Annotated in this window: 19 protein-coding genes; 6 read left to right on the top strand and 13 right to left on the bottom strand. The window is 63.8% G+C overall.

The features are described 5' to 3' along the window. The first annotated feature begins 30 nt into the window (after positions 1-30). The gene (locus tag BM160_RS05950; protein ID WP_092002012.1) at positions 31-1,146 is read left to right on the top strand and encodes a magnesium transporter CorA family protein; all 1,116 of its coding nucleotides are present in this window, start codon (positions 31-33) and stop codon (positions 1,144-1,146) included. A 13-nt stretch (positions 1,147-1,159) separates the two neighbouring features. Here BM160_RS05950 and BM160_RS05945 read toward each other — a convergent pair whose 3' ends face one another. After that, positions 1,160-1,465: a DUF4148 domain-containing protein gene (locus tag BM160_RS05945; protein ID WP_092002009.1), complete on the bottom strand. Its 306-nt coding sequence runs from the start codon at positions 1,463-1,465 to the stop codon at positions 1,160-1,162. A gap of 198 nt (positions 1,466-1,663) precedes the next feature. Here BM160_RS05945 and BM160_RS05940 point away from each other — a divergent pair, with 198 nt between their 5' ends. Continuing rightward, entirely contained in the window at positions 1,664-2,551 is an 888-nt protein-coding gene (locus tag BM160_RS05940) for a LysR family transcriptional regulator (RefSeq protein ID WP_092002006.1), read from the top strand. Positions 2,552-2,554: 3 nt separating this feature from the next. On the opposite strand, the gene BM160_RS05935 is transcribed toward BM160_RS05940, so the two are convergent. The 3 genes from BM160_RS05935 to BM160_RS05925 form a co-directional block, all read right to left on the bottom strand. Beyond that, positions 2,555-3,217, bottom strand: a complete 663-nt coding sequence (locus tag BM160_RS05935) for a glutathione S-transferase family protein (RefSeq protein WP_092002003.1) — start codon at positions 3,215-3,217, stop codon at positions 2,555-2,557. Positions 3,218-3,313: 96 nt separating this feature from the next. Beyond that, entirely contained in the window at positions 3,314-4,003 is a 690-nt protein-coding gene (locus BM160_RS05930) for a dienelactone hydrolase family protein (RefSeq protein WP_092002000.1), read from the bottom strand. Between the two features lie 54 nt (positions 4,004-4,057). Further along, entirely contained in the window at positions 4,058-4,666 is a 609-nt protein-coding gene (locus BM160_RS05925; RefSeq protein ID WP_092001997.1) for a 2-hydroxychromene-2-carboxylate isomerase, read from the bottom strand. 92 nt (positions 4,667-4,758) lie between these two features. On the opposite strand from BM160_RS05925, the gene BM160_RS05920 reads away from it, so the two are divergent. Together BM160_RS05920 and BM160_RS05915 are read left to right on the top strand one after the other, a co-directional pair. After that, positions 4,759-5,505 carry an SDR family oxidoreductase gene (locus BM160_RS05920; RefSeq protein ID WP_092001994.1) on the top strand — a complete coding sequence of 249 codons (747 nt, stop codon included), beginning with the start codon at positions 4,759-4,761 and terminating at the stop codon, positions 5,503-5,505. Between the two features lie 250 nt (positions 5,506-5,755). Beyond that, on the top strand, positions 5,756-6,388 hold the full coding sequence (locus BM160_RS05915; protein WP_092001990.1) for a MarC family protein: 633 nt from the start codon (positions 5,756-5,758) through the stop codon (positions 6,386-6,388). Between the two features lie 84 nt (positions 6,389-6,472). Here the strand turns inward: BM160_RS05915 and BM160_RS05910 are convergent, their stop codons facing one another. The 4 genes from BM160_RS05910 to BM160_RS05895 form a co-directional block, all read right to left on the bottom strand. Continuing rightward, positions 6,473-7,084 carry an ABC-type transport auxiliary lipoprotein family protein gene (locus BM160_RS05910; protein ID WP_255368671.1) on the bottom strand — a complete coding sequence of 204 codons (612 nt, stop codon included), beginning with the start codon at positions 7,082-7,084 and terminating at the stop codon, positions 6,473-6,475. Positions 7,085-7,167: 83 nt separating this feature from the next. After that, positions 7,168-8,100, bottom strand: a complete 933-nt coding sequence (locus tag BM160_RS05905) for an MlaD family protein (protein WP_092001984.1) — start codon at positions 8,098-8,100, stop codon at positions 7,168-7,170. Positions 8,101-8,113: 13 nt separating this feature from the next. Beyond that, complete coding sequence (locus BM160_RS05900; RefSeq protein WP_092001979.1) at positions 8,114-8,902, bottom strand: ABC transporter ATP-binding protein; 789 nt, start codon at positions 8,900-8,902, stop codon at positions 8,114-8,116. Beyond that, complete coding sequence (locus BM160_RS05895) at positions 8,899-10,233, bottom strand: MlaE family ABC transporter permease (protein ID WP_255368670.1); 1,335 nt, start codon at positions 10,231-10,233, stop codon at positions 8,899-8,901. Before BM160_RS05895 ends, BM160_RS05900 begins: the two co-directional genes overlap by 4 nt. A 268-nt stretch (positions 10,234-10,501) precedes the next feature. Here BM160_RS05895 and BM160_RS05890 point away from each other — a divergent pair, with 268 nt between their 5' ends. Next, entirely contained in the window at positions 10,502-12,223 is a 1,722-nt protein-coding gene (locus tag BM160_RS05890) for a GMC family oxidoreductase (RefSeq protein ID WP_092001976.1), read from the top strand. A 6-nt stretch (positions 12,224-12,229) separates the two neighbouring features. Here the strand turns inward: BM160_RS05890 and BM160_RS05885 are convergent, their stop codons facing one another. Further along, on the bottom strand, positions 12,230-13,051 hold the full coding sequence (locus BM160_RS05885; RefSeq protein WP_255368669.1) for a phosphate/phosphite/phosphonate ABC transporter substrate-binding protein: 822 nt from the start codon (positions 13,049-13,051) through the stop codon (positions 12,230-12,232). A gap of 420 nt (positions 13,052-13,471) precedes the next feature. Here BM160_RS05885 and BM160_RS05880 point away from each other — a divergent pair, with 420 nt between their 5' ends. Next, positions 13,472-14,230, top strand: a complete 759-nt coding sequence (locus BM160_RS05880) for a TSUP family transporter (protein WP_092001970.1) — start codon at positions 13,472-13,474, stop codon at positions 14,228-14,230. Between the two features lie 29 nt (positions 14,231-14,259). Here the strand turns inward: BM160_RS05880 and mrdA are convergent, their stop codons facing one another. The 4 genes from mrdA to BM160_RS05860 all read right to left on the bottom strand — a co-directional run bounded on the left by mrdA (position 14,260) and on the right by BM160_RS05860 (position 19,033). Further along, positions 14,260-16,320, bottom strand: a complete 2,061-nt coding sequence (gene mrdA / locus BM160_RS05875) for a penicillin-binding protein 2 (RefSeq protein ID WP_092001967.1) — start codon at positions 16,318-16,320, stop codon at positions 14,260-14,262. A gap of 172 nt (positions 16,321-16,492) precedes the next feature. Then, entirely contained in the window at positions 16,493-17,011 is a 519-nt protein-coding gene (gene mreD / locus BM160_RS05870; protein ID WP_092001964.1) for a rod shape-determining protein MreD, read from the bottom strand. Continuing rightward, on the bottom strand, positions 17,008-17,928 hold the full coding sequence (gene mreC, locus BM160_RS05865) for a rod shape-determining protein MreC (RefSeq protein WP_092001961.1): 921 nt from the start codon (positions 17,926-17,928) through the stop codon (positions 17,008-17,010). The genes mreD and mreC overlap by 4 nt, the downstream gene beginning before the upstream one ends. A gap of 61 nt (positions 17,929-17,989) precedes the next feature. After that, complete coding sequence (locus tag BM160_RS05860; RefSeq protein ID WP_092001958.1) at positions 17,990-19,033, bottom strand: rod shape-determining protein; 1,044 nt, start codon at positions 19,031-19,033, stop codon at positions 17,990-17,992. Positions 19,034-19,260 lie beyond the last annotated feature (227 nt).

Raw genomic sequence — 19,260 nt, 5'->3', positions numbered from 1 at the left:
TTTGATCATTAATTCAGGGCGGGAGCCGGCATGCGTGTTTTCAACATTGGTTTGGGTAGCCAGGGCATCACGGAATCCGGGGTCTTGCCGACCGAATTGCCGGCGCAAGGCTTTGTCTGGATCGCCTGCGCGCGGCGCGAATTCGAGCTGATGCAGAGCCAGATCCAGGCCACCTTGCAAAACCTTTGCTGCACCCAGCTGGTCGACCTGCATATCTCCGACCTGCTGAACCACCATTTGCCCTCGCACTACGACTACACCTCGCAGTACGACGTGCTGGTGTTCCGCCGCCTGGCCTCCGGCCAGACCGAAACCGACACGCCCCTGCCAGACCAGCCCTTGCCGCCACGCAAAAAGCAAGGCGGCCCGCCGGTGCTCAAGCACATAGACACCAGCCCGGTAGGCTTTGCCGTGTTTGACCGGGTGTTGCTGACCGTGCATCCGGCCGGCTGCGCGGTGCGCGATCTCTACGCCAGCAAGCTGCTCAACGCCACCAGCAGCGAGGCGCGCGCCAGCGGCGTCAAGCTCCCCGCCAGCCCGGCCGACCTGATGCTGCGCCTGGTCAACCTGATGGTGGACGGCTACCTGGAGCTGCGGCGCGAACTGACGCGCCAGCTCGACCACTGGCAATCCGAACTGCTGCGGCCCGGCACGCGCTTTTCCAACTGGAGCTCGGTGCTCGATGCGCGGCGCGCCCTGCACCTGCTCGACGAGACTTGCGAAGACCAGCGCTCGGCCCTACAGGACTGGATAGATTCGGTGGAAACCTGGCCCGACGCCACCACCCCGGCCGCGCAGCGCGAGCGCGAACTGCTCAAGGTGAGATCACGCGACGTGCTGGAGCACATAGAGCGCGTGGTGCACCATGTGCGGCGCATGGAGCAAAGCGCCGAAGCCGCCGTACAGATGCATTTTTCGGCCCAAAGCCACCGCACCAACGACATCATGCGCACGCTCACGGCGCTGACCGCCGTGTTCTTGCCGCTCAACCTGATCACCGGCTTTTTCGGCATGAATTTTGAATTCCTGCCCATCATCCACAGCCCCTCTGGATTCTGGTGGACCCTGGGCCTGATGCTGCTGCTGGTGGTGGTGCTGGTGTCCGTGTTCTGGCGCAAGCGCTACCTGGCCAGAACCAGCCGCTAGTCCATCCCCATCCTTAGCCGCGGTAGGCGGGAATGCTGCCGTCTTTTTGCGCCTGGCGCAGTTCAGCCTGGACTTCGGCACGGGTTTTAGGCGTGCCGGTATTCGAAACGGCGGGATAGTTGCTGTAGTCATCCGTGGCCGACCAGGTTCCGCTCTTCTGCGCCTGCAGCAACTCGGCCTGCACTTGCGCGCGGGTCACGCTGCTCTGGGTGGGCGCCATGACAGGGTGTTGCTGGTCGTAAGAATCGGCAAAAGCACTGCCGGCAGCCAGGGAAGCCAGGGCGATCACGGTAGAAGCCAGAATTTTGCGGTTGTTCATGATTTTTCCTTCGAATGTGTAAATAGTTCAGCTGAAACAGGAACCCTTGGCAGCGGCGGTGACTCATTCAGGGCCGCTTGTGCCGGGAAGCGATTCACAGGGTTTACAAGCTTGCAACCCCTGTGAATGTCAGATATAGACTTCACAGCCGCTTTAAACAGGCCGAAACAGAACCAGTCTGTTTCGGGCATGGAAACAATGGACACCCTAGAACTCATACGCACCTTCCGCGAAGTCGCTGCCCGCGGCGGCTTTTCCCGTGCCGCCACAGCGCTAGAGGTCTCCAAGGCCAATGTCAGCAAGTACGTCGCCGAACTGGAGAGCCGGCTGGGCGCGCGCCTGCTCAACCGCAGCACGCGCACCGTCAGCCTGACCGACGCCGGCAAACTGCTGCTGGAGCGCAGCACGCCCTTGTTGGAAATGATGGCGCTGACCCGCGACGAACTGCTGCACCGCTCGCAGGAGCCCAGCGGACGCCTGCGCATGACGGCGCCGCAAGGCATAGGCAGCGTCGAGCTGCCCGACCTGCTGGCCGACTTCATGCGGCGTTACCCCGAGGTGCACATCAGCCTGAAACTGAGCAACCGCGTGCTGGACATGGTGGAAGACGGCATGGACCTGGCGCTGCGCATAGGCATAACACCCGACCCCAACCTGATCGTGCGCAAACTGCGCCAGGTCAACCTGGTGGTCTGCGCCACGCCGGCTTACTGGCAGCAGCATGGTCGGCCCAGTCACCCGGACGAGCTGGCCGACCACGACGCGTTGACCTTGTCGCTATTCGGCACGCACCCGGAATGGCGCTTCAAGGTCAACGGCAAATCGCACAGCGTCGCCCTGCGCAGCCGCATGGACGCGTCCGACCCGATCGCGCTGTTGCAAATGGCGCTTCAGGGCATGGGCGTGGCCCGCCTGCCGCAGCTGATGGTGCAAAGCCATCTGGACAGCGGCGCCCTGCAGGCCGTGCTGGTCGACCACCGTCAGGACGACCTGTGGCTGTACGCCGCCTACACCCAGCGCCGCCACAACAGCGCGGCGCTAAAGGCCTTGCTGGCCTTTATCGAGGAACGCTGGAAGGTGGAATAGCGCTCAGACAAAGGGCGCGGTGAGTTGCTCGCTCGCCAGCGCCCGCTGCACCGCCGGCCGCGCCAGCACGCGCTGCAAATACGGCCCCAGATGGGCCCGCTCGCGTGCCGGCTGCGAGGCGAAGTTGCGGGTCCAGCGGCACAGCATCAGGGCATAGATGTCGACGGCGGAAAAATTGGCGCCCAGCAGCCAGGGCTGGCCATGGCTTTGCGCCTGGCGCGCCAGTTCGGCATCGAGCTGGTCCAGCAGCGGACCCACCCTGGCCTCGGCATGCGACTTCAACGCCAGCGCGGCGGCCTCATCGCCCGCGGCCACCCAGCGCTCCGGGTAAAAGTAGACGATCAGCGTGGCCTGCAAGGTGTTGGTGAGCCAGATCAGCCACTTGTAAAAATGGGCACGCGCCGGCGTGCCCAGCGCCGGTGCCAATCCGGCCGCGGGATGGCTGTCGCACAGGTGCAGGCAGATGGCCGCGCTTTCGTAGAGCACCAGCTCGCCGTCCACCAGGGTAGGCACCAGGCCGTTCGGATTGAGCTGACGATAAGCCGGCGTGCGGTGCGCGCCCTGGGCCGTGTCCACCAGCACTTTTTCAAAGGGCAGGCCCAGCTCTTCCAGCAGGATGTGTGGCGCCATGGAAGCGGTGCTGGGCGCGTAGTGCAGTTGAATCATGAGGAACAGTGGTTTTTGCTACAAAAATAATAGCTGCCAGCGCCCATTGCATAAGCGCCAACAGCCAAAAACACTTAAAACTTCAGCGCAGACGCTTTAACCCAGCTTGTCGGCGAAGAAAGCCAGCGTGCGTTCGCGTGCCAGCTTAGCGGCGGCTTCGTCATAAGAGCCGCGCTGATCGCAATTAAAGCCGTGATTGGCCGCATAGACATGCACGCCCACCTCGGGGTGCGCCTGGCTGAAGGCCTGAACGCCTTCCATGGGAATCCAGTGGTCCTGGTCGCCAAAATGCGCCATCACCGGGCAATTCGGCTGGCGGGCAATTTCCGCCTCGGCCGTGATGCCGCCGCCGTAATAGGGCACGGCGGCGGACAAGCCGGTCAACGTGCAGGCCGCCTGCCAGGTCAGCAAGCCGCCCCAGCAAAAACCGATGATGCCGACCTTGCCGCCGCTGGCCTGGGCGGCATGGTCAATGGCGGCCTGGATGTCCTGCAGCACGCCGGCGCCGGGCAAGGCGCCCACCGCTGTTTTCAGCGCGAAGCCGGCCTGCATGTCCGCGTCGCTATAGCCCAGCTCGACACCGGACTTGACGCGCTCAAAGGTGGCAGGCGCCACGGCCAGATAACCTTGCGCGGCAAAGCGGTCGGCCACGCCGCGGATGTGCGAATTAACGCCGAAGATTTCCTGCAGCACGACGACAGCCGCCTTGGGCTGGCCCACGGGCTGGGCGACATAAGCCGGCAGGCTAAAGCCGTCGGCGGCCTTGAGCGTGATGAATTGACCCATGATGTTGATGCTCCTGTTGGCTGTAGATGTTGGGAAGTGCGGAACAGCGGGCGTTCAGGCGCCGGCCCTGAGCTTGCGCTCGACAAAATCCAGCCTGTCCTGGCCCCAGAACAGTTCGCCGTCCACCACATAGCTGGGCGCGCCAAACACGCCGGCGTCTATCGCCTGCTGGGTGTTGGCCTCGTAGCGCTCCTGCACCGTCTGGCTATAGGACTGCTCCAGCCGGTCGGCATGCAGGCCGCATTCGGCCAGCAGTTCGGCCAGCACCTTTTCGTTGGCGATATGGCGCTCCTGCGCCCACACCGCCTTGAAAATCGCCCCGCCCAGTTGCATCGCTGCCGCCGTGCCGTCGTGCAGGTCCACGGCAATGATGAGGCGCGAGGCATCGTCGCCCGAGACCGGGAAAAATTTGGGTTTGAGGTTGAGCGGCAGCTGCAGGTAGTCGGCATAGCGCCGCAGCTCCAGCAGCCGGTAGGCCTGGCGCTGCGGTGCGCGCTGGCCCAGCGGCAAGCCGCCCGAAATCGGGAAGACCTTGCCGCCCAGGTCTATCGGCAACATGCGCAGGGTGGCGCCGGCCGCCTCGACCATATTGACCAGCCGCTGATGGCCCAGATAGGTCCACGGGCTTTGCGGTGTAAAGAAATAGTCCACAGTGCTGCTCACATCGGTCTCCGGTTTGGGGCATTAATTAAAGTACATTGACTCGCTTCAATCCCGTTTTAACCGGGATTGCCATTTCCTGCAGGAGGTCTGGTTTGTCCAAACTTGTTTTGATCACGGGGGCGTCGCGCGGCATAGGCGCGGCCACCGCCTTGCTGGCGGCGCGCCAGGGCTATGCGGTAGCGGTGAATTACCAGGCCAACTCGCTGGCGGCCGACGAGGTGGTGCGGCAGATTCGCCAGGCCGGCGGCCAGGCCATGGCGGTCCAGGCCGATGTGGCGCAGGAGTCGCAGGTGCTGGCGATGTTTGAAAAAATCGACGCCAAGTTCGGCCGCCTGACGGCGCTGGTGAACAACGTCGGCGTGGTCGACCGCACCGCGCGCGTTGAGGCCATCACGCTGGCGCGCCTGCAGCGCATGTTTGAAGTCAATGTGTTCGGCTCTTTTCTGTGCGCCCGCGAGGCCATCAAGCGCATGAGCACGCGCCATGGCGGCAGCGGCGGTGCCATCGTCAACGTCTCCAGCGCCGCCGCGCGCCTGGGCTCGCCCGGCCAGTATGTGGATTACGCCGCCGCCAAGGGGGCGATAGATACCTTCACGCTAGGCCTGGCCCAGGAAGTGGCGGCCGAAGGCATCCGGGTCAACGCGGTGCGGCCCGGTGTCATAGACACCGAAATCCACGCCTCGGGCGGCCTGCCCGATCGCGCCCACGACCTGGCGCCGCAGTTACCGATGCAGCGCCCCGGCCGGGCCGAAGAAGTCGCCGAATCCATCGTCTGGCTGCTGGGCGAGCAGTCCAGCTACACCACCGGCGCCCTATTGGATGTGGCGGGAGGCAGGTAATGGCCCCCACGCTCGTCACTGCGTGTACTTCGCTGCACCTTGCAGGCCGCCGCTCGCCGGAGGCTTCGCTTCTGGCGCCTGTCCAAACCTGCGCAGGCAGGTTTAGAGCCGCAGACGCCAGCCCCGAGGGGGCGCTGCGCCTGCGGCCCGGCGAAGCCGGTTCCGCGGCCCCGGCTGAAATTTGCAGTGCAGTCCGGCGGAAAAATGAATTCCGCGCTTGCCATGCGCTGAGTCACTCTTAAGGAAACCGATGGACTTCAAACCTTTAGTCACCCTGCTGGCCATCGTCAATCCGCTGGCCATCGTGCCCTTTTTCATTCACTACACACAGGGCTTTTCCGGGCCGCAGCGCAAACGCACCATTGTGGTCGCCTCCTTCAGCGCCTTTGTGGTGATTGCCATCAGCGCGCTGCTGGGCCTGCGGATACTGGAGTTTTTCAACATCTCGCTGGCCAGCTTCCAGGTCGGCGGCGGCATGCTGCTCTTGATCAGCTCCATGAACATGCTCAACGCCCAGCCGGCCGAAGCCAAGCCGCACACTCACGAACTGCAAGACGGCGCGGAAAAGGCCGCCATGGGCGCCAGCATTGCCGTGGTGCCGCTGACCATTCCGCTGCTCACCGGCCCGGCCACCATGTCAACGGTGGTGATTTACGCCGAAAAGGCCAAAACCTTTGTGCAGCTCGGCACCTTGGTTGGCTATGGCGTGGTGATAGGCCTGGCGACGGCGCTGTGCTTTTCCCTGGCCGAACCGATCGCCCGCGTGCTGGGCAAAACCGGCATCAATGTGATGACCCGGCTGATGGGCCTGATCCTGGCGGCGCTGTCGGTAGAGGTGATGGCCGACGGCCTGGGCAAGCTGTTTCCCATCTTGCACGGCTGAACGCCGCCCCAGCCGGTCATTTAAGCAATTAATGGCCAGAGCCCAGGTGTGGCGGGCGCAGACAGCTACTTTTTCAATAGCAAATCAGGGCTGCTGCTGCAGCCATTGATCCAGCTCGGCGATGGCCGCGTCGGTGGCCGCCGTCAGGGCGCGCACGCCGCCGGCCGCATCGGCGCTGGGCGCCGGCCGCTGCACCACGATGCGGCGCTGCCCAAGCAGCTTTTCACCACCGGGCGTGAGCTCCAGCAAGGTGGCGCGCAGGCGGATCAGCCCCACGCTGGCGTCAGCGGCCGTAAAGAGCTGGCTGAACTCTTCCAGCTCAATGCGCAGGCGCAAGGGCAGCGTCACATTCCGGCTGCGGTTGAGCGCCGCGCCCTCGCGCGGGTTTAGCACCGTGCGCTGCTGGCCCAGTTGCTCGCTCAAGCGCTGGCGCACCAGTTGCGCTGGCGGCATGCTCCAGCGCGCCTGCGAATACGGCCGCAGCCGCTGGTTGTCGGCATAGCCCAGGCGGTAGAGCACCGCCATGTTGTCCAGCGCGCCGCCGGCGGTCGTGATGTCGTCAACCGCCAGCGCCGGCAACAAAGCCTGGCGCGTCGCCGGCGCGCTGCTCAATGCGCCCGGCCCGAAGTCGTACATGAGGGAGCGCGTCGGCTTGTCGGGCAGCGCGCAAGCGGTCAGCAAAACAAGCGCTGACATTAAACAAAAAAGGCCCTTTACCCTTGACGGACGGGCGCAAGCAGCTACCGAATCAATAGCGAAACGAGTGCATTCAAAGCGCTTCATGGGTTCACTCCAGTGGCGGAAAAGCCGGGCTCGCCCGGGCCGGCTAAGGGCGGGCCATTGCCAAAAATCAGCGCCTGCGGGTTGTCGTCGACGGCACTCACGGTGCGCCGCAGCTGGCGCATGGCGCGCGCGGTTTCGTCCGCCACCTCGCCCAGTTTGGGCAGCGTGGCGGTGCTAAAGGTTTCCACCCCGGCCGCCAGCGCCGTGCCGCCCTGCGTCAGCTTGTCCAGTGGTCCGCCGACGGCATTCAGGCGCTGCGCGGTGCTGGCCACCTCGTTGCTGGCGCGCTTGACCGATAGCAAGGTGGCGCTGGTCTCGCGCGACAGCGCCGGCAGGCCGGCCACCGTGGGCTCCAGGCCCTGGGACACGCGTTTGAGGCTGGCAGTGGCTTCGCCGAACTGCGCGACCGCCGCGCTGACGGTGCGCTGGTTCTCATCGGACAGCAGCTTGTTCAGGCTGCTGCTGGCCTGCTCCAGGTGGTTCAGGATCATCTCGCCCTGACTGAGCAGCTTGTCCAGAGTGCCGGGCTTGAGCGGGATGCGCGGCGGGTTGGCGTCATTGGGCGTCAGCCGCACCGACGAGCCGTCGTTGTCGTCGAGCTGGATAAAGCCCAGCCCGGTCACGCCCTGGGATGCCACCGTGGCAAAGGTCGACTGGGTGATGGGCGCCTCGCGGTCTATGGAAACCCGGATCAGCACATTGCCCTTGACCTTGTCGTCAAAGCCTATGGACTCGACCTTGCCGACCGGCACGCCGCGAAAACGCACCGCCGCCTGCGGCTGCAGCCCGGAGATGATGTCGCCGGTGCTCATCTCATACAGGTGACGCTGGGTGTTGTCGCGCGTCAGCCAGAGCGCCAGCAGGGCCAGCAGCAGCGTCACCACCAGCACAAAAATGCCGGCGAGCAGGGCATGGGCTTTGTTTTCCATGTTGCAAACCTTTCTAGACCGGATGACTGGCGGGCGGCAGCAGCGCCATGGCGCGCTGCCCTCTTTCCCCCAGGAAAAATGCTTTGATAAAAGGGTGGTCAAAGGCCACCACGGCCCTGGGCGTATCGTTGATGATGACCTTTTGCTCGGCCAGCACGGCAATCCGGGTGCTCAGCTCGTACAGCGTATCCAGATCGTGCGTCACCATGACCACCGTCAAATCCATGCCCTGGTGCAGCGAGCGCAGCAGCGCGCAAAAGCTGTCGGAACTGTCCGGGTCCAGCCCGGCTGTGGGCTCATCGAGCAGCAGCAGCGGCGGATCCATGATGAGGGCACGCGCCAGTGCCACCCGCTTGATCATGCCGCCCGACAGATCGCTGGGCATCTTGTCGGCCGCCTCTGGCCCCAGGCCCACCATTTGCAGCTTGACCATGGCGGCTTCGCGTATCAGCTCGGCCGGCAGTATCTTGAGCTCGCGCAGCGGAAAGGCGATGTTTTCCAGCACCGTGAAGGCGGAAAACAAGGCGCCGCGCTGAAACAGCATGCCGACCCGGCTGGCCGCGCCGTGTTTGCCCAATTCGGCAGCCGGTTTGCCCAGCACGCTGATCTCGCCCTGGCTTGGTGTTTCCAGCCCCAGCATCTGGCGCAGCAGCACCGTCTTGCCGGTGCCCGAGCCGCCCACCAGCGACACGATTTCGCCGCGCTCCACGCGCAGGTCCAGGTTTTTGTGGATCACCGCTTGCTTGTCGCCGTTTTGAAAAACGGTCCACAGCTTTTTGATGTCAACGACGGCTTCGCTCATATGCCTACGCCCTTGAACAGCACGGCAAACAGCGCATCAACCAGGATGACGACGGTGATGGAGGTCACCACCGAGGCCGTGGTGCCCTGGCCCAGGCTCTCGGTATTGGGTTTGACGCGCAAGCCGTAATGGCAGCCCACCAGGGCAATCAGCACGCCAAAGACGACGGACTTGCCGGTGGCCAGCGTCAGGTTGGCCACATCCACCGCGGCCGGCAGCGCGTTGATGAAAAATGAGGGTGTCACGCCCATGGAAACCTGGGCCGCCAGCATGCCGCCCAGCAAGGCCGCCAGGGTGGTCCAGACGCTGATCAGCGGCATCACCAGCGCCAGCGCCAGCGCCCGCGGCATCACCAGCCTATAGCCCTTGGCAATGCCCATGACGCGCATGGCGTCTAGCTCTTCGGTGACCCGCATCACGCCGATCTGCGCCGTGATGGCCGAGCCGCTGCGCCCGGCAATCAAGATCGCGGCCAGCACCGGCCCGAGTTCGCGGATCAGCGAGATGCCCAGGATGTTGACGATGAAGGCATCCGCGCCGTACTGACGCAGCTGCTGGGCGATCAGGTAGGCCAGCACCACGCCAATCAAAAACCCCACCAGCGCGGTGATGGGCAGGGCCGTGGCACCAAAGTGATAAAGATGGCCGGAAAGATCACGCCATGGGCCACGCCGCGGATGACGAAACAGGCTCAGGATGTCGAGCAGCAACTGACCCAGCAGGCGCACCAGTCCTTTGCTGTGATCCAGCAGCTCAAACACCCGCTGGCCCAGCAAAATCACCGGCGCGCGCCAGTCAAACGGCGGGCGCTTGGCCGGACTGACGGTGAAGCGGGCCACGCTTTGCAGCACCTCGCGCTGGTCCGGCGCCAGCTGCAACTGCGCCGGCCAGCGCTGACCCCAGTGCCGCCACAGCACCTGGGCGCCCAGGTAATCGAGTTTTTCCAGCGCGCGCAAGTCCCAGCGCACGAGATGGGCCCCCACGCTTGCCACTGCGTGTGCAGCGCTGCGCACATCGGCCTCGTCGTTTGCCGCTTCGTGTGCTGCGCTGCCCCCCGAGGGGGCTGGCCTTGCTTGGGGCGGCCCGGCGCTGCGGCCGTTGGCCCCCACGCTTGTCACTGCGTGTGCTGCGCTGTCTCCCGAGGCGGTCGTGCTTGCTTGGGGCGGCTCGGCGGCGAAACGGGCGTCAACGTTCAGGCTCTCGAGCTGCGCCGTCAGCGCCGTCCACACCGCCCGACCCGTGAGGTGGGTCGCCGTCCAGGTCCCGCGCACGACCAGCAGCCGGCCTTCCGGCGTGTCTTGCGTTTCAATGCGGGGGGTGGATTCTTCCATGAACTTGGGTGAGGCTGGGAGCCTGTCGGACGGGCAAACACCTGGTTGGGGAAAGTGCCATAGTAACTGCACACGCCGCAGCGGCCAGCGGGTAATCCCCGCCGCACGGGCCGGCGCGCCTTTGCCACAATCGGCAGCCAGCAGGGCGGTCAGTTCCGCGTTAGGCAAGACAGGCACGATAGCCCTCATCAGCGCACCCGCCCTCAGCCGGCCAGTACCGGCAGGCCAAGACAAGACGCCCTTAAAACACCAAGAGACAAGAGCCCCCATGCACGACGAGAGCCACGTTTTTGACTACATCATCATTGGTGCCGGCACGGCCGGCTGCCTGCTGGCCAACCGCCTGAGCGCCGACGCCTCCAAGCGCGTGCTGCTGATAGAGGCCGGCCGCAAGGATGACTATCACTGGATCCACATTCCGGTGGGCTATCTGCACTGCATAGGCAACCCGCGCACCGACTGGCTTTACAGCACCGAGCCCGATGCCGGCCTGAATGGCCGCTCGCTGCGCTACCCGCGCGGCAAGACGCTGGGCGGCTGCTCCAGCATCAACGGCATGATTTACATGCGCGGCCAGGCGCGCGACTACGACCAGTGGGCGCAACTGACCGGCGACATGGCTTGGCGCTGGGACAACGCCCTGCCGCACTTCAAGCTGCACGAAGACCACTACAAGGGCGCCGACGCGATGCACGGCGCGCGCGGCACCGCCCCCGAGCTGATGCAGGACAAGAACACGCCCTATCAAAAGCTGCTGCGCCACCGCAATGCCGGCGGCGAATGGCGCATCGAAAAGCAGCGCTTGCGCTGGGACATCCTGGATGCCTTTGCCCAAGCCGCCAACCAGGCCGGAATTCCAGCCAGCGCCGACTTCAACCGCGGCGACAACGAGGGCGTGGGCTATTTTGAGGTCAACCAGAAAAACGGCTGGCGCTGGAATACCGCCAAGGCGTTTTTGCGGCCGGCCTGTTTTGGCCGCCCCAACTTCGAGCTCTGGAACAACGCCCAGGTGAGCAAGCTGGTGATACAGCAGCAGGCCGACGGCAGCCAGCGCTGCACCGGTGTCGAGGTCTGGACCGGCGAGGAGCGCGTCACGGCGCTGGCCACGCGCGACTCCGGCCACCCCGGCGAGGTATTGCTGTGCGCCGGCAGCATAGGCTCGCCGCAGATCCTGCAGCTCTCGGGCATAGGCCCGGCGGCGCTGCTGCAGCAGCACGGCATCCCGGTGGTGCAGGATCTGGCCGGCGTGGGCGCCAACTTGCAAGACCATTTGCAGATCCGCTCGGTCTACAAGGTGCAGGGCGTGGCCACGCTCAACACCATGGCCAGCTCATGGCTGGGCAAGGCCAAGATAGCGCTGGAATACGCGCTCAAGCGCAGCGGCCCCATGAGCATGGCACCCTCGCAGCTGGGCGCTTTCACGCGCTCCTCGCCCGATCAGCCCTACCCCAACATCCAGTACCACGTGCAGCCGCTGTCGCTGGAGGCCTTTGGCGAGCCGCTGCACAGCTTCAATGCCTTTACCGCCAGCGTCTGCAACCTGAATCCGACCAGCCGCGGCAGTGTCCGGATCAAAAGCGCCCGTTTTGAAGATGCCCCGGCGATTGCGCCCAATTACCTGAGCACGGCCCAGGACCGCCAGGTGGCGGCCGACTCGCTGCGCGTGACGCGCAAAATCGTCAGCCAGGGCGCGCTGGCCAAATACCGGCCCGAAGAGTTCAAGCCCGGCCTGCAGTTTCAGAGCGATGAGGAGCTGGCGCGACTGGCGGGCGACATCGCCACCACCATCTTCCACCCGGTCGGCACGACCAAGATGGGACGGGACGATGACCCGATGGCGGTGGTCGATTCGCACCTGCGGGTGCGCGGCATACGCGGCCTGCGCGTGGTCGATGCCGGTGTGATGCCGTTGATCACCAGCGGCAACACCAACTCGCCGACCTTGATGATTGCCGAGAAAGCGGCGCAGTGGATACAGGCCGGCATCTGACGCCGCCTAAAGATTGAGCCACTTCAGCAGCTCGCGCATGCGCGCTTCGGAGCCGGTGTCGAAGCGGTCTATGCCTATGCGTTTGAGCAGTTCCTTGCCGGATTCGCTGTCGGGCAACGTCAGCAACTCGGCCTGAATCGCCTTGAGCTGATCCGGCCGTATCCGCTTGTGGGCGACCATGGGGAAATAAGGCTGCGCGACGCTTTTGTGCAGGATGCGGTTGCCGTCTTTTTCCCACTTCTTGGCAATGCCCGAATAAGAGGCTATGCCCCCAACATCGGCGAATTTGTTGTCAAGGTAAAAGCCAACGGCGGCCTGCTCGCGCACGTACTGCACTTTCTCCTTCTCCACCTGGACCCCCTGGTCCCGGAGATCCGCCGCGCAAAAGCGCGACATATAGGCCACCTGCTCGGGCAAGGCAATGCGCTGGCCCTTGACCTCATTGATGGACTTGAGCGGCGAGCCCTTGGGAACGATGATGAGGCACTGACCATCGGGCTTGGCGCTGGCAATGTAGCTGTAACCATAGTCGCGCATGCCGCGGGCCGGATAGTCGCTGGGTCTGGCCATCACGAAGTCAAAGCGTCCGGTCTGCATGCCTTCCTCAAGCTGTTTGAATTCACGTGCGAACACCACGCTGACCTTGGCCTTGAGAGCCCGGCCAACCGCTTCCGCCAGCCCCTGGTATTTGGTGATCACCTGTGCGTGATCCAGCCCGCCCGAAGTCCCTTCGCTGATGCCCAGAACCAGTTGCTGGCCCTGGGCATGTGCCGGGCCAAAACAGAGCGCAGACAAGCCGAGTGCAAGCATCATCAAACCAGATTTCATAGGAACGCCTCTTGTAGGTTGGGATCAGTCGGGCCTCGGTTGCCAGCAGCTGCGGCATGTCACCCTTTTCAAGGATGCTATCACCGGGCAGCAAGCAACAAAAGTAACAAAAGGCACCGAGGTGGTGCGGGAAACCCCCAATGCACGATTCGCTGCGTTCACGCTATATTTACGTACTTGCTGACGAGCCTTGCTGCTCGCAATGCGGGGAGTCGAGGAGACACAAAAGAGCAACTACAAATTAAACAGGCATTCCAAAAGATGGCTGTTTAACAAAAGCGCTGGCAACCCCAGCGCTTTTTTATGTCCGCTTGTCTTTTCAATATCTTGTACAAATTGACCGTTAGCCCAATAGCGACGGGCGTAGCAAGCTATAAAAATCATAGTTAACGCCAACCAGGGCGATGAGACAATCCGACCATGGAATTACTGATTGTCTCCTTGGCCTCGCTGCTGGCCGGTTTTGTGGACGCCATCGTCGGCGGCGGCGGCCTGATTCTGGTGCCTGCCCTGTTCGCCGTCTTTCCCAGCAGTCCGCCCGCCACACTGCTGGGCCTGAACAAGGGCGCGGCCATCTGGGGCACGGGCGTGGCAACGCTGCAATATGCCAGGCGTGTCGAGATGCGCTGGGCCGCGCTGCTGCCGGCCGCCTTCGCCGGTTTTTTTGGTTCACTGGCGGGCGCCTGGCTGGTCACCATCATGGCGCCTGGCTTTTTACGCAAGGCCTTGCCCTTTGTGTTGCTGGCGGTGCTGCTCTACACCTTGGTGAAAAAAGACCTGGGCAGCCAACACGCGCCGCGCTATAGCGGCCGGGCCGAAACGCTGGCTGCCTGCTGCATAGGCCTGCTGCTGGGCTTTTACGACGGTTTTTTCGGCCCCGGCACCGGCAGCTTTTTCGTTTTCTTGTTTGTGCGCTGGCTGGGCTACGATTTTCTCAATGCCTCGGCCTCGGCCAAACTGCTCAATACCGCCACCAACCTGGCAGCCTTGGGTCTTTTTGCCTGGAAAGGCCATATCTGGTGGCATTTCGCCCTAACCATGGCGGTTGCCAATGTGCTTGGCAGCCTGCTGGGCACGCGCCTGGCGCTCAAGCATGGCACCGGTTTTGTGCGGCTGGTCTTCATCGCGGTGGTCAGCGTGCTAATCCTGAAAACCGGCTTTGATGCCTTTTTGAAATAAAGCGCTGCGGCGGTAGCGCCCGCCCAGGCTCAGTTGGGCTTGGCTTGTGGGCGCGACGCTGGCGGTGCCGGTACCACCGGGGCTGCGGCCATGGCCGCATCCGCGCCTTTGGCCGCAACAGCCAATGGTGCGGCGACCGGACTATCGCCAGCCAGCAGGCCGATCATGTCGGCGGCCCGGCGCGGCTTGCCTATAGGGGCTGCGCCCAGCCCTTTTTGCACCGCCGCCATGTCGTCCTCGCTGGGGTACTGACCCATCAACACGTAGTCAAACACCCGGCGCGCGATCGGTGCAGCCGCGCCTACGCCCCAGCCGGCGTTTTCCACGATCACCGCCAGCGCGATTTTGGGCTCGTCGGCCGGGGCGAACGCCATGTAGACCGCGTGGTCACGCTGGTGCTCCTCCAGCTTAGCTTTGTTGTATTTTTCCTTCGCGCCCATGCTCACCGCCTGAGCGGTACCGGTCTTGCCGCCACTGACGTAGCCGGCGCCGGTAAATACCCGGGTTGCCGTGCCGCCCTGCGTCACGCTCACCAGCGCCTTGCGCACAATCGCGACATTTTCGGGTTTGTAGCCCAAATCCACAGGCGGGTCTGGCGGCAAGGGATGCAAGGCGCCCGTCACGGTGTCCCGCGTGCCCATCACCAGCCGCGGCTTGTGCTTGATACCATTGTTGGCCAGCGCGGCGGTCGCCTGCGCCAGCTGCAGCATGGTGAAGCTGTTATAGCCCTGGCCAATGCCCAGCGAGATGGTTTCCCCGGCAAACCATTTCTGCTGCTCGGGACGCTTGAAATAACGGCGCTTCCAGTCCTGGTTGGGCAGCACGCCGCGCACCTCGCCGTTGATGTCAATGCCGGTGATCTGACCAAAACCCAGCGGCGCCATGAAGTCGTGCATGGCCTCCACCCCCATCTCATTGGCCAGCGAATAAAAGTACACATTGCTGGATTCGGCAATGGCGCGGTGCATGTCCATGATGCCGCCGCGCTCGCCCGCGGGGCTGCCAAAGCGGCGGCCGCCAAAGGTGTAGGTGAGCGTGTCGTTGATCAGCGTCGTCGGTGAACGGGTACCGGTTTGCAGCGCCGCCATGGCCATGAAGGGCTTGTAGGTGGAGCCCGGCGGATAAGTGCCACGCAAGGCCCGATTCAGCAGCGGCTTGTCGATGGACTCATTGAGTGCCTGCCAGCTCTCCTGGTCAATGCCGTCGACAAACAGATTGGGGTCAAAAGTTGGCTTGCTGACAAAGGCCAGCACCTCGCCGGTTTTCGGATCTATCGCCACCAGCGCGCCGCGCCGCGTGCCAAACAGCTCCTCCACCATTTTCTGCAGGCCGATGTCCAGCGACAGCATCACGGTATTGCCCGGCGTGGCCGGGTTGCTGGCCAGCTTGCGCACGGCGCGCCCGCCCGCCGAGGTCTCCATCTGCTCGACGCCGGTGGTGCCATGCAGCTGCTGCTCAAAGCTCTGCTCCACCCCCAGTTTGCCGATGTAGTCGGTGCCGCGGTAATTGCCTTCTTCCTCGCGGTCTTCGATGGCGTCTTTTTCGGCCTGGTTGATGCGGCCTATGTAGCCGATCACATGGCTGCCCAGCTCGCCATAGGGATAGCTTCTAAACAGCCTGGCCTTGATGTCCACGCCCGGGAAGCGATAGCGCTGCGCCGCGAAGCGGGCCACTTCCTCGTCACTCAAACGGGTGCGCAGAGGAATCGATTCAAAGCTTTTCGACTCCTCGCGCAGGCGCTTGAAGCGCCGCTTGTCGCGCGGCTCTATGTTCACCAACTGGCCCAGCGCCGCAATGGTTTCCTCCAGATCGGCGACCTTGGACGGCGTGATTTCCAGCGTGTAGGCCGAGTAGTTGGAGGCCAGCACGATGCCGTTGCGGTCCAGGATCAGCCCGCGATTGGGCACGATGGGAACAATCGCCGTGCGGTTGCTTTCGGCCTGCTCGCTCAGGTCGGCATGGCGATACACCTGCAGATACACCAGCCGCGCCGCCAGCAACCCGAACGCGCACAGCACCACCAGGCTAGCCGCCAGCACACGGGCGCGAAAGCGCGACAGGTCGGCTTCGACGTTGCGCAGTTCAGTCATCGCAATACGACTCTACAAGCGGCAAAAAGTGCCCACACTCCCTGTTGCGAAGGCGATGCGAAGCGAGCCGACCGAAGGCCAGCATGAGCCGCGGAACCGGCTCCGCCGGGCCGCAGGCGGGCGGCCCCCTCGGGGGGCAGGGAGTTACACGCAGTGAACGACCGTGGGGGCATCACAGCGGCCGGTTTTCATCCGGATTCGGCGCGCGGCGCTGCGGCACCAGCAGCAGCACGCTGACCACCGGCCACAGCAAGGCCTCGGCCAGTGGCGCCACCAGCATGATCCAGCCGGGAAATATGCCCCCGCCCATCATGCGGATGAGGAGCTCGGTGCCGTGCGCCACGGCAAACAGCGGTAGCACCTGCAAGGCCTGCGAAGGCACAGGAAACCAGAGCAGGCGGCGGTGAATCATGGTGGCAAAAAAGCTCAGTGCCGTGTACGACAGCGCGTGCTGGCCCAACAGCGACGACTGATGCACATCCACCACCAGGCCAAACATGAAGGCCACGCCAATCCCCACGCGCAGCGGTTGATGCACATTCCAGAACACCAGCACCAGCGCCAGAAAATCCGGCATCCAGGGCACGCGCCCCAAGGGCAGCATGTCCAGCAGCAGCGCCACGATCAGGCTGCTCCAGATGAATACCGGATTGGCGGGCAACAGCAACTGCTGGCCTGATCGCATGATCATTTGGAAGCCTTTTTCTTCGCCGCCGCTTCCGGCGCGGGGGCGTCGGGCCGCAGCGGTATCTGGCCGGCCACCGGCTTGACCACGATGACATGGCGCGCGCCGCTAACCAGCGCCTGCGGTACACAGTAAATTTTGGCAAATGCCGATTCGGCGCGGCGCTCTATGCGGCTGATCTTGGCCACCGGCAAGCCGGGAGGATAAACCCCATCGACGCCGCTGGTGGTCAGCAAGTCGCCCTCTTGCACATCGGCATTGCTGCCCATGAAGCGCAGTTCCAGCCCGCTGCCCGAGGCACTCGGGTCGCCATAGGCCACGCTGCGCGCACCGGTGCGCACATTCAGCACGGGAATGGCCAGGTCGCGGTCCACCAGCAGCGTGACCTCACTGAGCAGCGGATGCACGCGTGTCACCTGGCCCAGCACGCCGGATTCGTCCAGCACCGGCGAGCCCAACTCCAGGCCTTGGGCCAGCCCCTTGTCGATGACGACCTTGCGGGTATAGGGATCGGCCGCGTCGTACAGCACCTCGGCCGCCATGACCGAGGTAGTGAGCTGATCGCGCAGACCCAGCAGCTTGCGCAGCCGGTTATTTTCCTGCGTCAATTGCTCGACCTGGCCGGCACGCAGCGATTGCAAGGCCAACTTTTTGCCGGCCTCTTCGCTGCTCGATTGGGCCTGGCGCAGGCCGGTGAGATAGTCGCTGCCGTATCTGATCGCGTGCACCGGCTGAAGCGCCAACCACTGCGCCGGATAAAGCGCCGTGGCCAGCACGGAGCGGATCGGCTGGGTGACGCCAAAGCGCGCATCGGCCACCATCAGGAACAGCGACAAGGCGCCAAAGAACATCAGCTTGGACAGCGCCGACGGCCCCTGGTTGAAAAAGGGCGGCGGGGATCTGTCTAGGGTACCTAGGGACATGGTGCGCTGGCCCCCGCTTCATGCAGCATAAACATGCACATGAAGGGCGGCGTCCAAGGGTTTATTCCGAAGTGAAGATGGAACCCAGGCGGTCCATGCGCTCCAGCGCAATACCGCAGCCGCGCACCACACAGGTCAGCGGGTCTTCGGCCACCAACACCGGCAAACCGGTCTCTTCTGCCAGCAAACGGTCCAGATCACGCAACAAGGCGCCGCCACCGGTCAGCATCATGCCGCGATCGGCAATGTCGGCGCCGAGCTCGGGCGGCGTCTGCTCGAGCGCGTTTTTCACGGCCGAGACGATCTGGTTCAACGGGTCGGTCAGGGCTTCCAGGATTTCGTTGCTCGAAATCGTGAAGCTGCGCGGCACGCCTTCGGACAGGTTGCGGCCCTTGACTTCCATTTCCTTGACTTCGGAGCCGGGAAAGGCGGAACCGATGTTTTTCTTGATAGCTTCGGCCGTCGGCTCGCCGATCAGCATGCCGTAGTTGCGGCGGATGTAGTTGATGATGGCGTCGTCAAAGCGATCGCCGCCGACGCGCACACTGCCCTTGTAAACCATGCCACCCAGCGAAATCACGCCGACTTCGGTGGTACCGCCGCCGATATCGACGACCATGGAGCCGCTCGCCTCGGACACCGGCAGGCCGGCGCCCAGGGCCGCGGCCATGGGCTCTTCAATCAGATACACCGCGGCGGCGCCGGCGGCCTCGGCCGCATCCTTGATGGCGCGGCGCTCGACCTGGGTGGAGCCGCAGGGAACGCAGATGATGATGCGCGGGCTGGGCGTCAGCAAGCGGCGCGGATGCACCATCTTGATGAACTGCTTGATCATCTGCTCGGTGATGACGAAGTCGGCAATCACGCCGTCTTTCATCGGGCGAATCGCCTCGATGTTGCCGGGCACCTTGCCCAGCATGGCCTTGGCTTCGCGGCCCACGGCCTGGATGACTTTCTTGCCGTGCGGACCGCCTTCGTGGCGAATCGCGACGACCGAGGGCTCGTCCAGCACGATGCCCTTGTCGCGTGCAAAAATCAGGGTGTTGGCGGTGCCGAGATCGATCGCCAGGTCGGTTGAAAAGTACCGACGGAATGCTTCAAACATATGCAGGAGTCCGGTTGAGGCATGGGCAAACTTCGTTGCGCCATCGCCTTTTATGATTAAGCCATTCTGAGGAAAGTCGGGCCAAAGCCTGATGAAACCGGGTTTCCAGCACCTAAAAAGCGCCTAAAGAGTGCATCCGGCCCTGATTTCACATCAAAGGCGGGATAATAACGCATCCCCTGTGAACCAAGGGCAGCGCAAGTGGCGTTTTTTTGGCTTTACAACTC

The sequence above is a fragment of the Polaromonas sp. OV174 genome, assembly GCF_900112285.1.
In the GTDB taxonomy this organism is placed as follows: domain Bacteria; phylum Pseudomonadota; class Gammaproteobacteria; order Burkholderiales; family Burkholderiaceae_C; genus Polaromonas.
This window is presented reverse-complemented; position numbering and strand designations above follow the sequence as displayed.

Excerpts from the sequence above, each read along its gene's own strand:
- BM160_RS05950 (WP_092002012.1), top strand. The coding sequence starts at position 31 with ATGCGTGTTTTCAACATTGGTTTGGGTAGCCAGGGCATCACGGAATCC.
- BM160_RS05945 (WP_092002009.1), bottom strand. The coding sequence starts at position 1,465 with ATGAACAACCGCAAAATTCTGGCTTCTACCGTGATCGCCCTGGCTTCC.
- BM160_RS05940 (WP_092002006.1), top strand. The coding sequence starts at position 1,664 with ATGGACACCCTAGAACTCATACGCACCTTCCGCGAAGTCGCTGCCCGC.
- BM160_RS05935 (WP_092002003.1), bottom strand. The coding sequence starts at position 3,217 with ATGATTCAACTGCACTACGCGCCCAGCACCGCTTCCATGGCGCCACAC.
- BM160_RS05930 (WP_092002000.1), bottom strand. The coding sequence starts at position 4,003 with ATGGGTCAATTCATCACGCTCAAGGCCGCCGACGGCTTTAGCCTGCCG.
- BM160_RS05915 (WP_092001990.1), top strand. The coding sequence starts at position 5,756 with ATGGACTTCAAACCTTTAGTCACCCTGCTGGCCATCGTCAATCCGCTG.
- BM160_RS05910 (WP_255368671.1), bottom strand. The coding sequence starts at position 7,084 with ATGTCAGCGCTTGTTTTGCTGACCGCTTGCGCGCTGCCCGACAAGCCG.
- BM160_RS05905 (WP_092001984.1), bottom strand. The coding sequence starts at position 8,100 with ATGGAAAACAAAGCCCATGCCCTGCTCGCCGGCATTTTTGTGCTGGTG.
- BM160_RS05900 (WP_092001979.1), bottom strand. The coding sequence starts at position 8,902 with ATGAGCGAAGCCGTCGTTGACATCAAAAAGCTGTGGACCGTTTTTCAA.
- BM160_RS05895 (WP_255368670.1), bottom strand. The coding sequence starts at position 10,233 with ATGGAAGAATCCACCCCCCGCATTGAAACGCAAGACACGCCGGAAGGC.
- BM160_RS05890 (WP_092001976.1), top strand. The coding sequence starts at position 10,502 with ATGCACGACGAGAGCCACGTTTTTGACTACATCATCATTGGTGCCGGC.
- BM160_RS05885 (WP_255368669.1), bottom strand. The coding sequence starts at position 13,051 with ATGAAATCTGGTTTGATGATGCTTGCACTCGGCTTGTCTGCGCTCTGT.
- BM160_RS05880 (WP_092001970.1), top strand. The coding sequence starts at position 13,472 with ATGGAATTACTGATTGTCTCCTTGGCCTCGCTGCTGGCCGGTTTTGTG.
- mrdA (WP_092001967.1), bottom strand. The coding sequence starts at position 16,320 with ATGACTGAACTGCGCAACGTCGAAGCCGACCTGTCGCGCTTTCGCGCC.
- mreD (WP_092001964.1), bottom strand. The coding sequence starts at position 17,011 with ATGATCATGCGATCAGGCCAGCAGTTGCTGTTGCCCGCCAATCCGGTA.
- mreC (WP_092001961.1), bottom strand. The coding sequence starts at position 17,928 with ATGTCCCTAGGTACCCTAGACAGATCCCCGCCGCCCTTTTTCAACCAG.
- BM160_RS05860 (WP_092001958.1), bottom strand. The coding sequence starts at position 19,033 with ATGTTTGAAGCATTCCGTCGGTACTTTTCAACCGACCTGGCGATCGAT.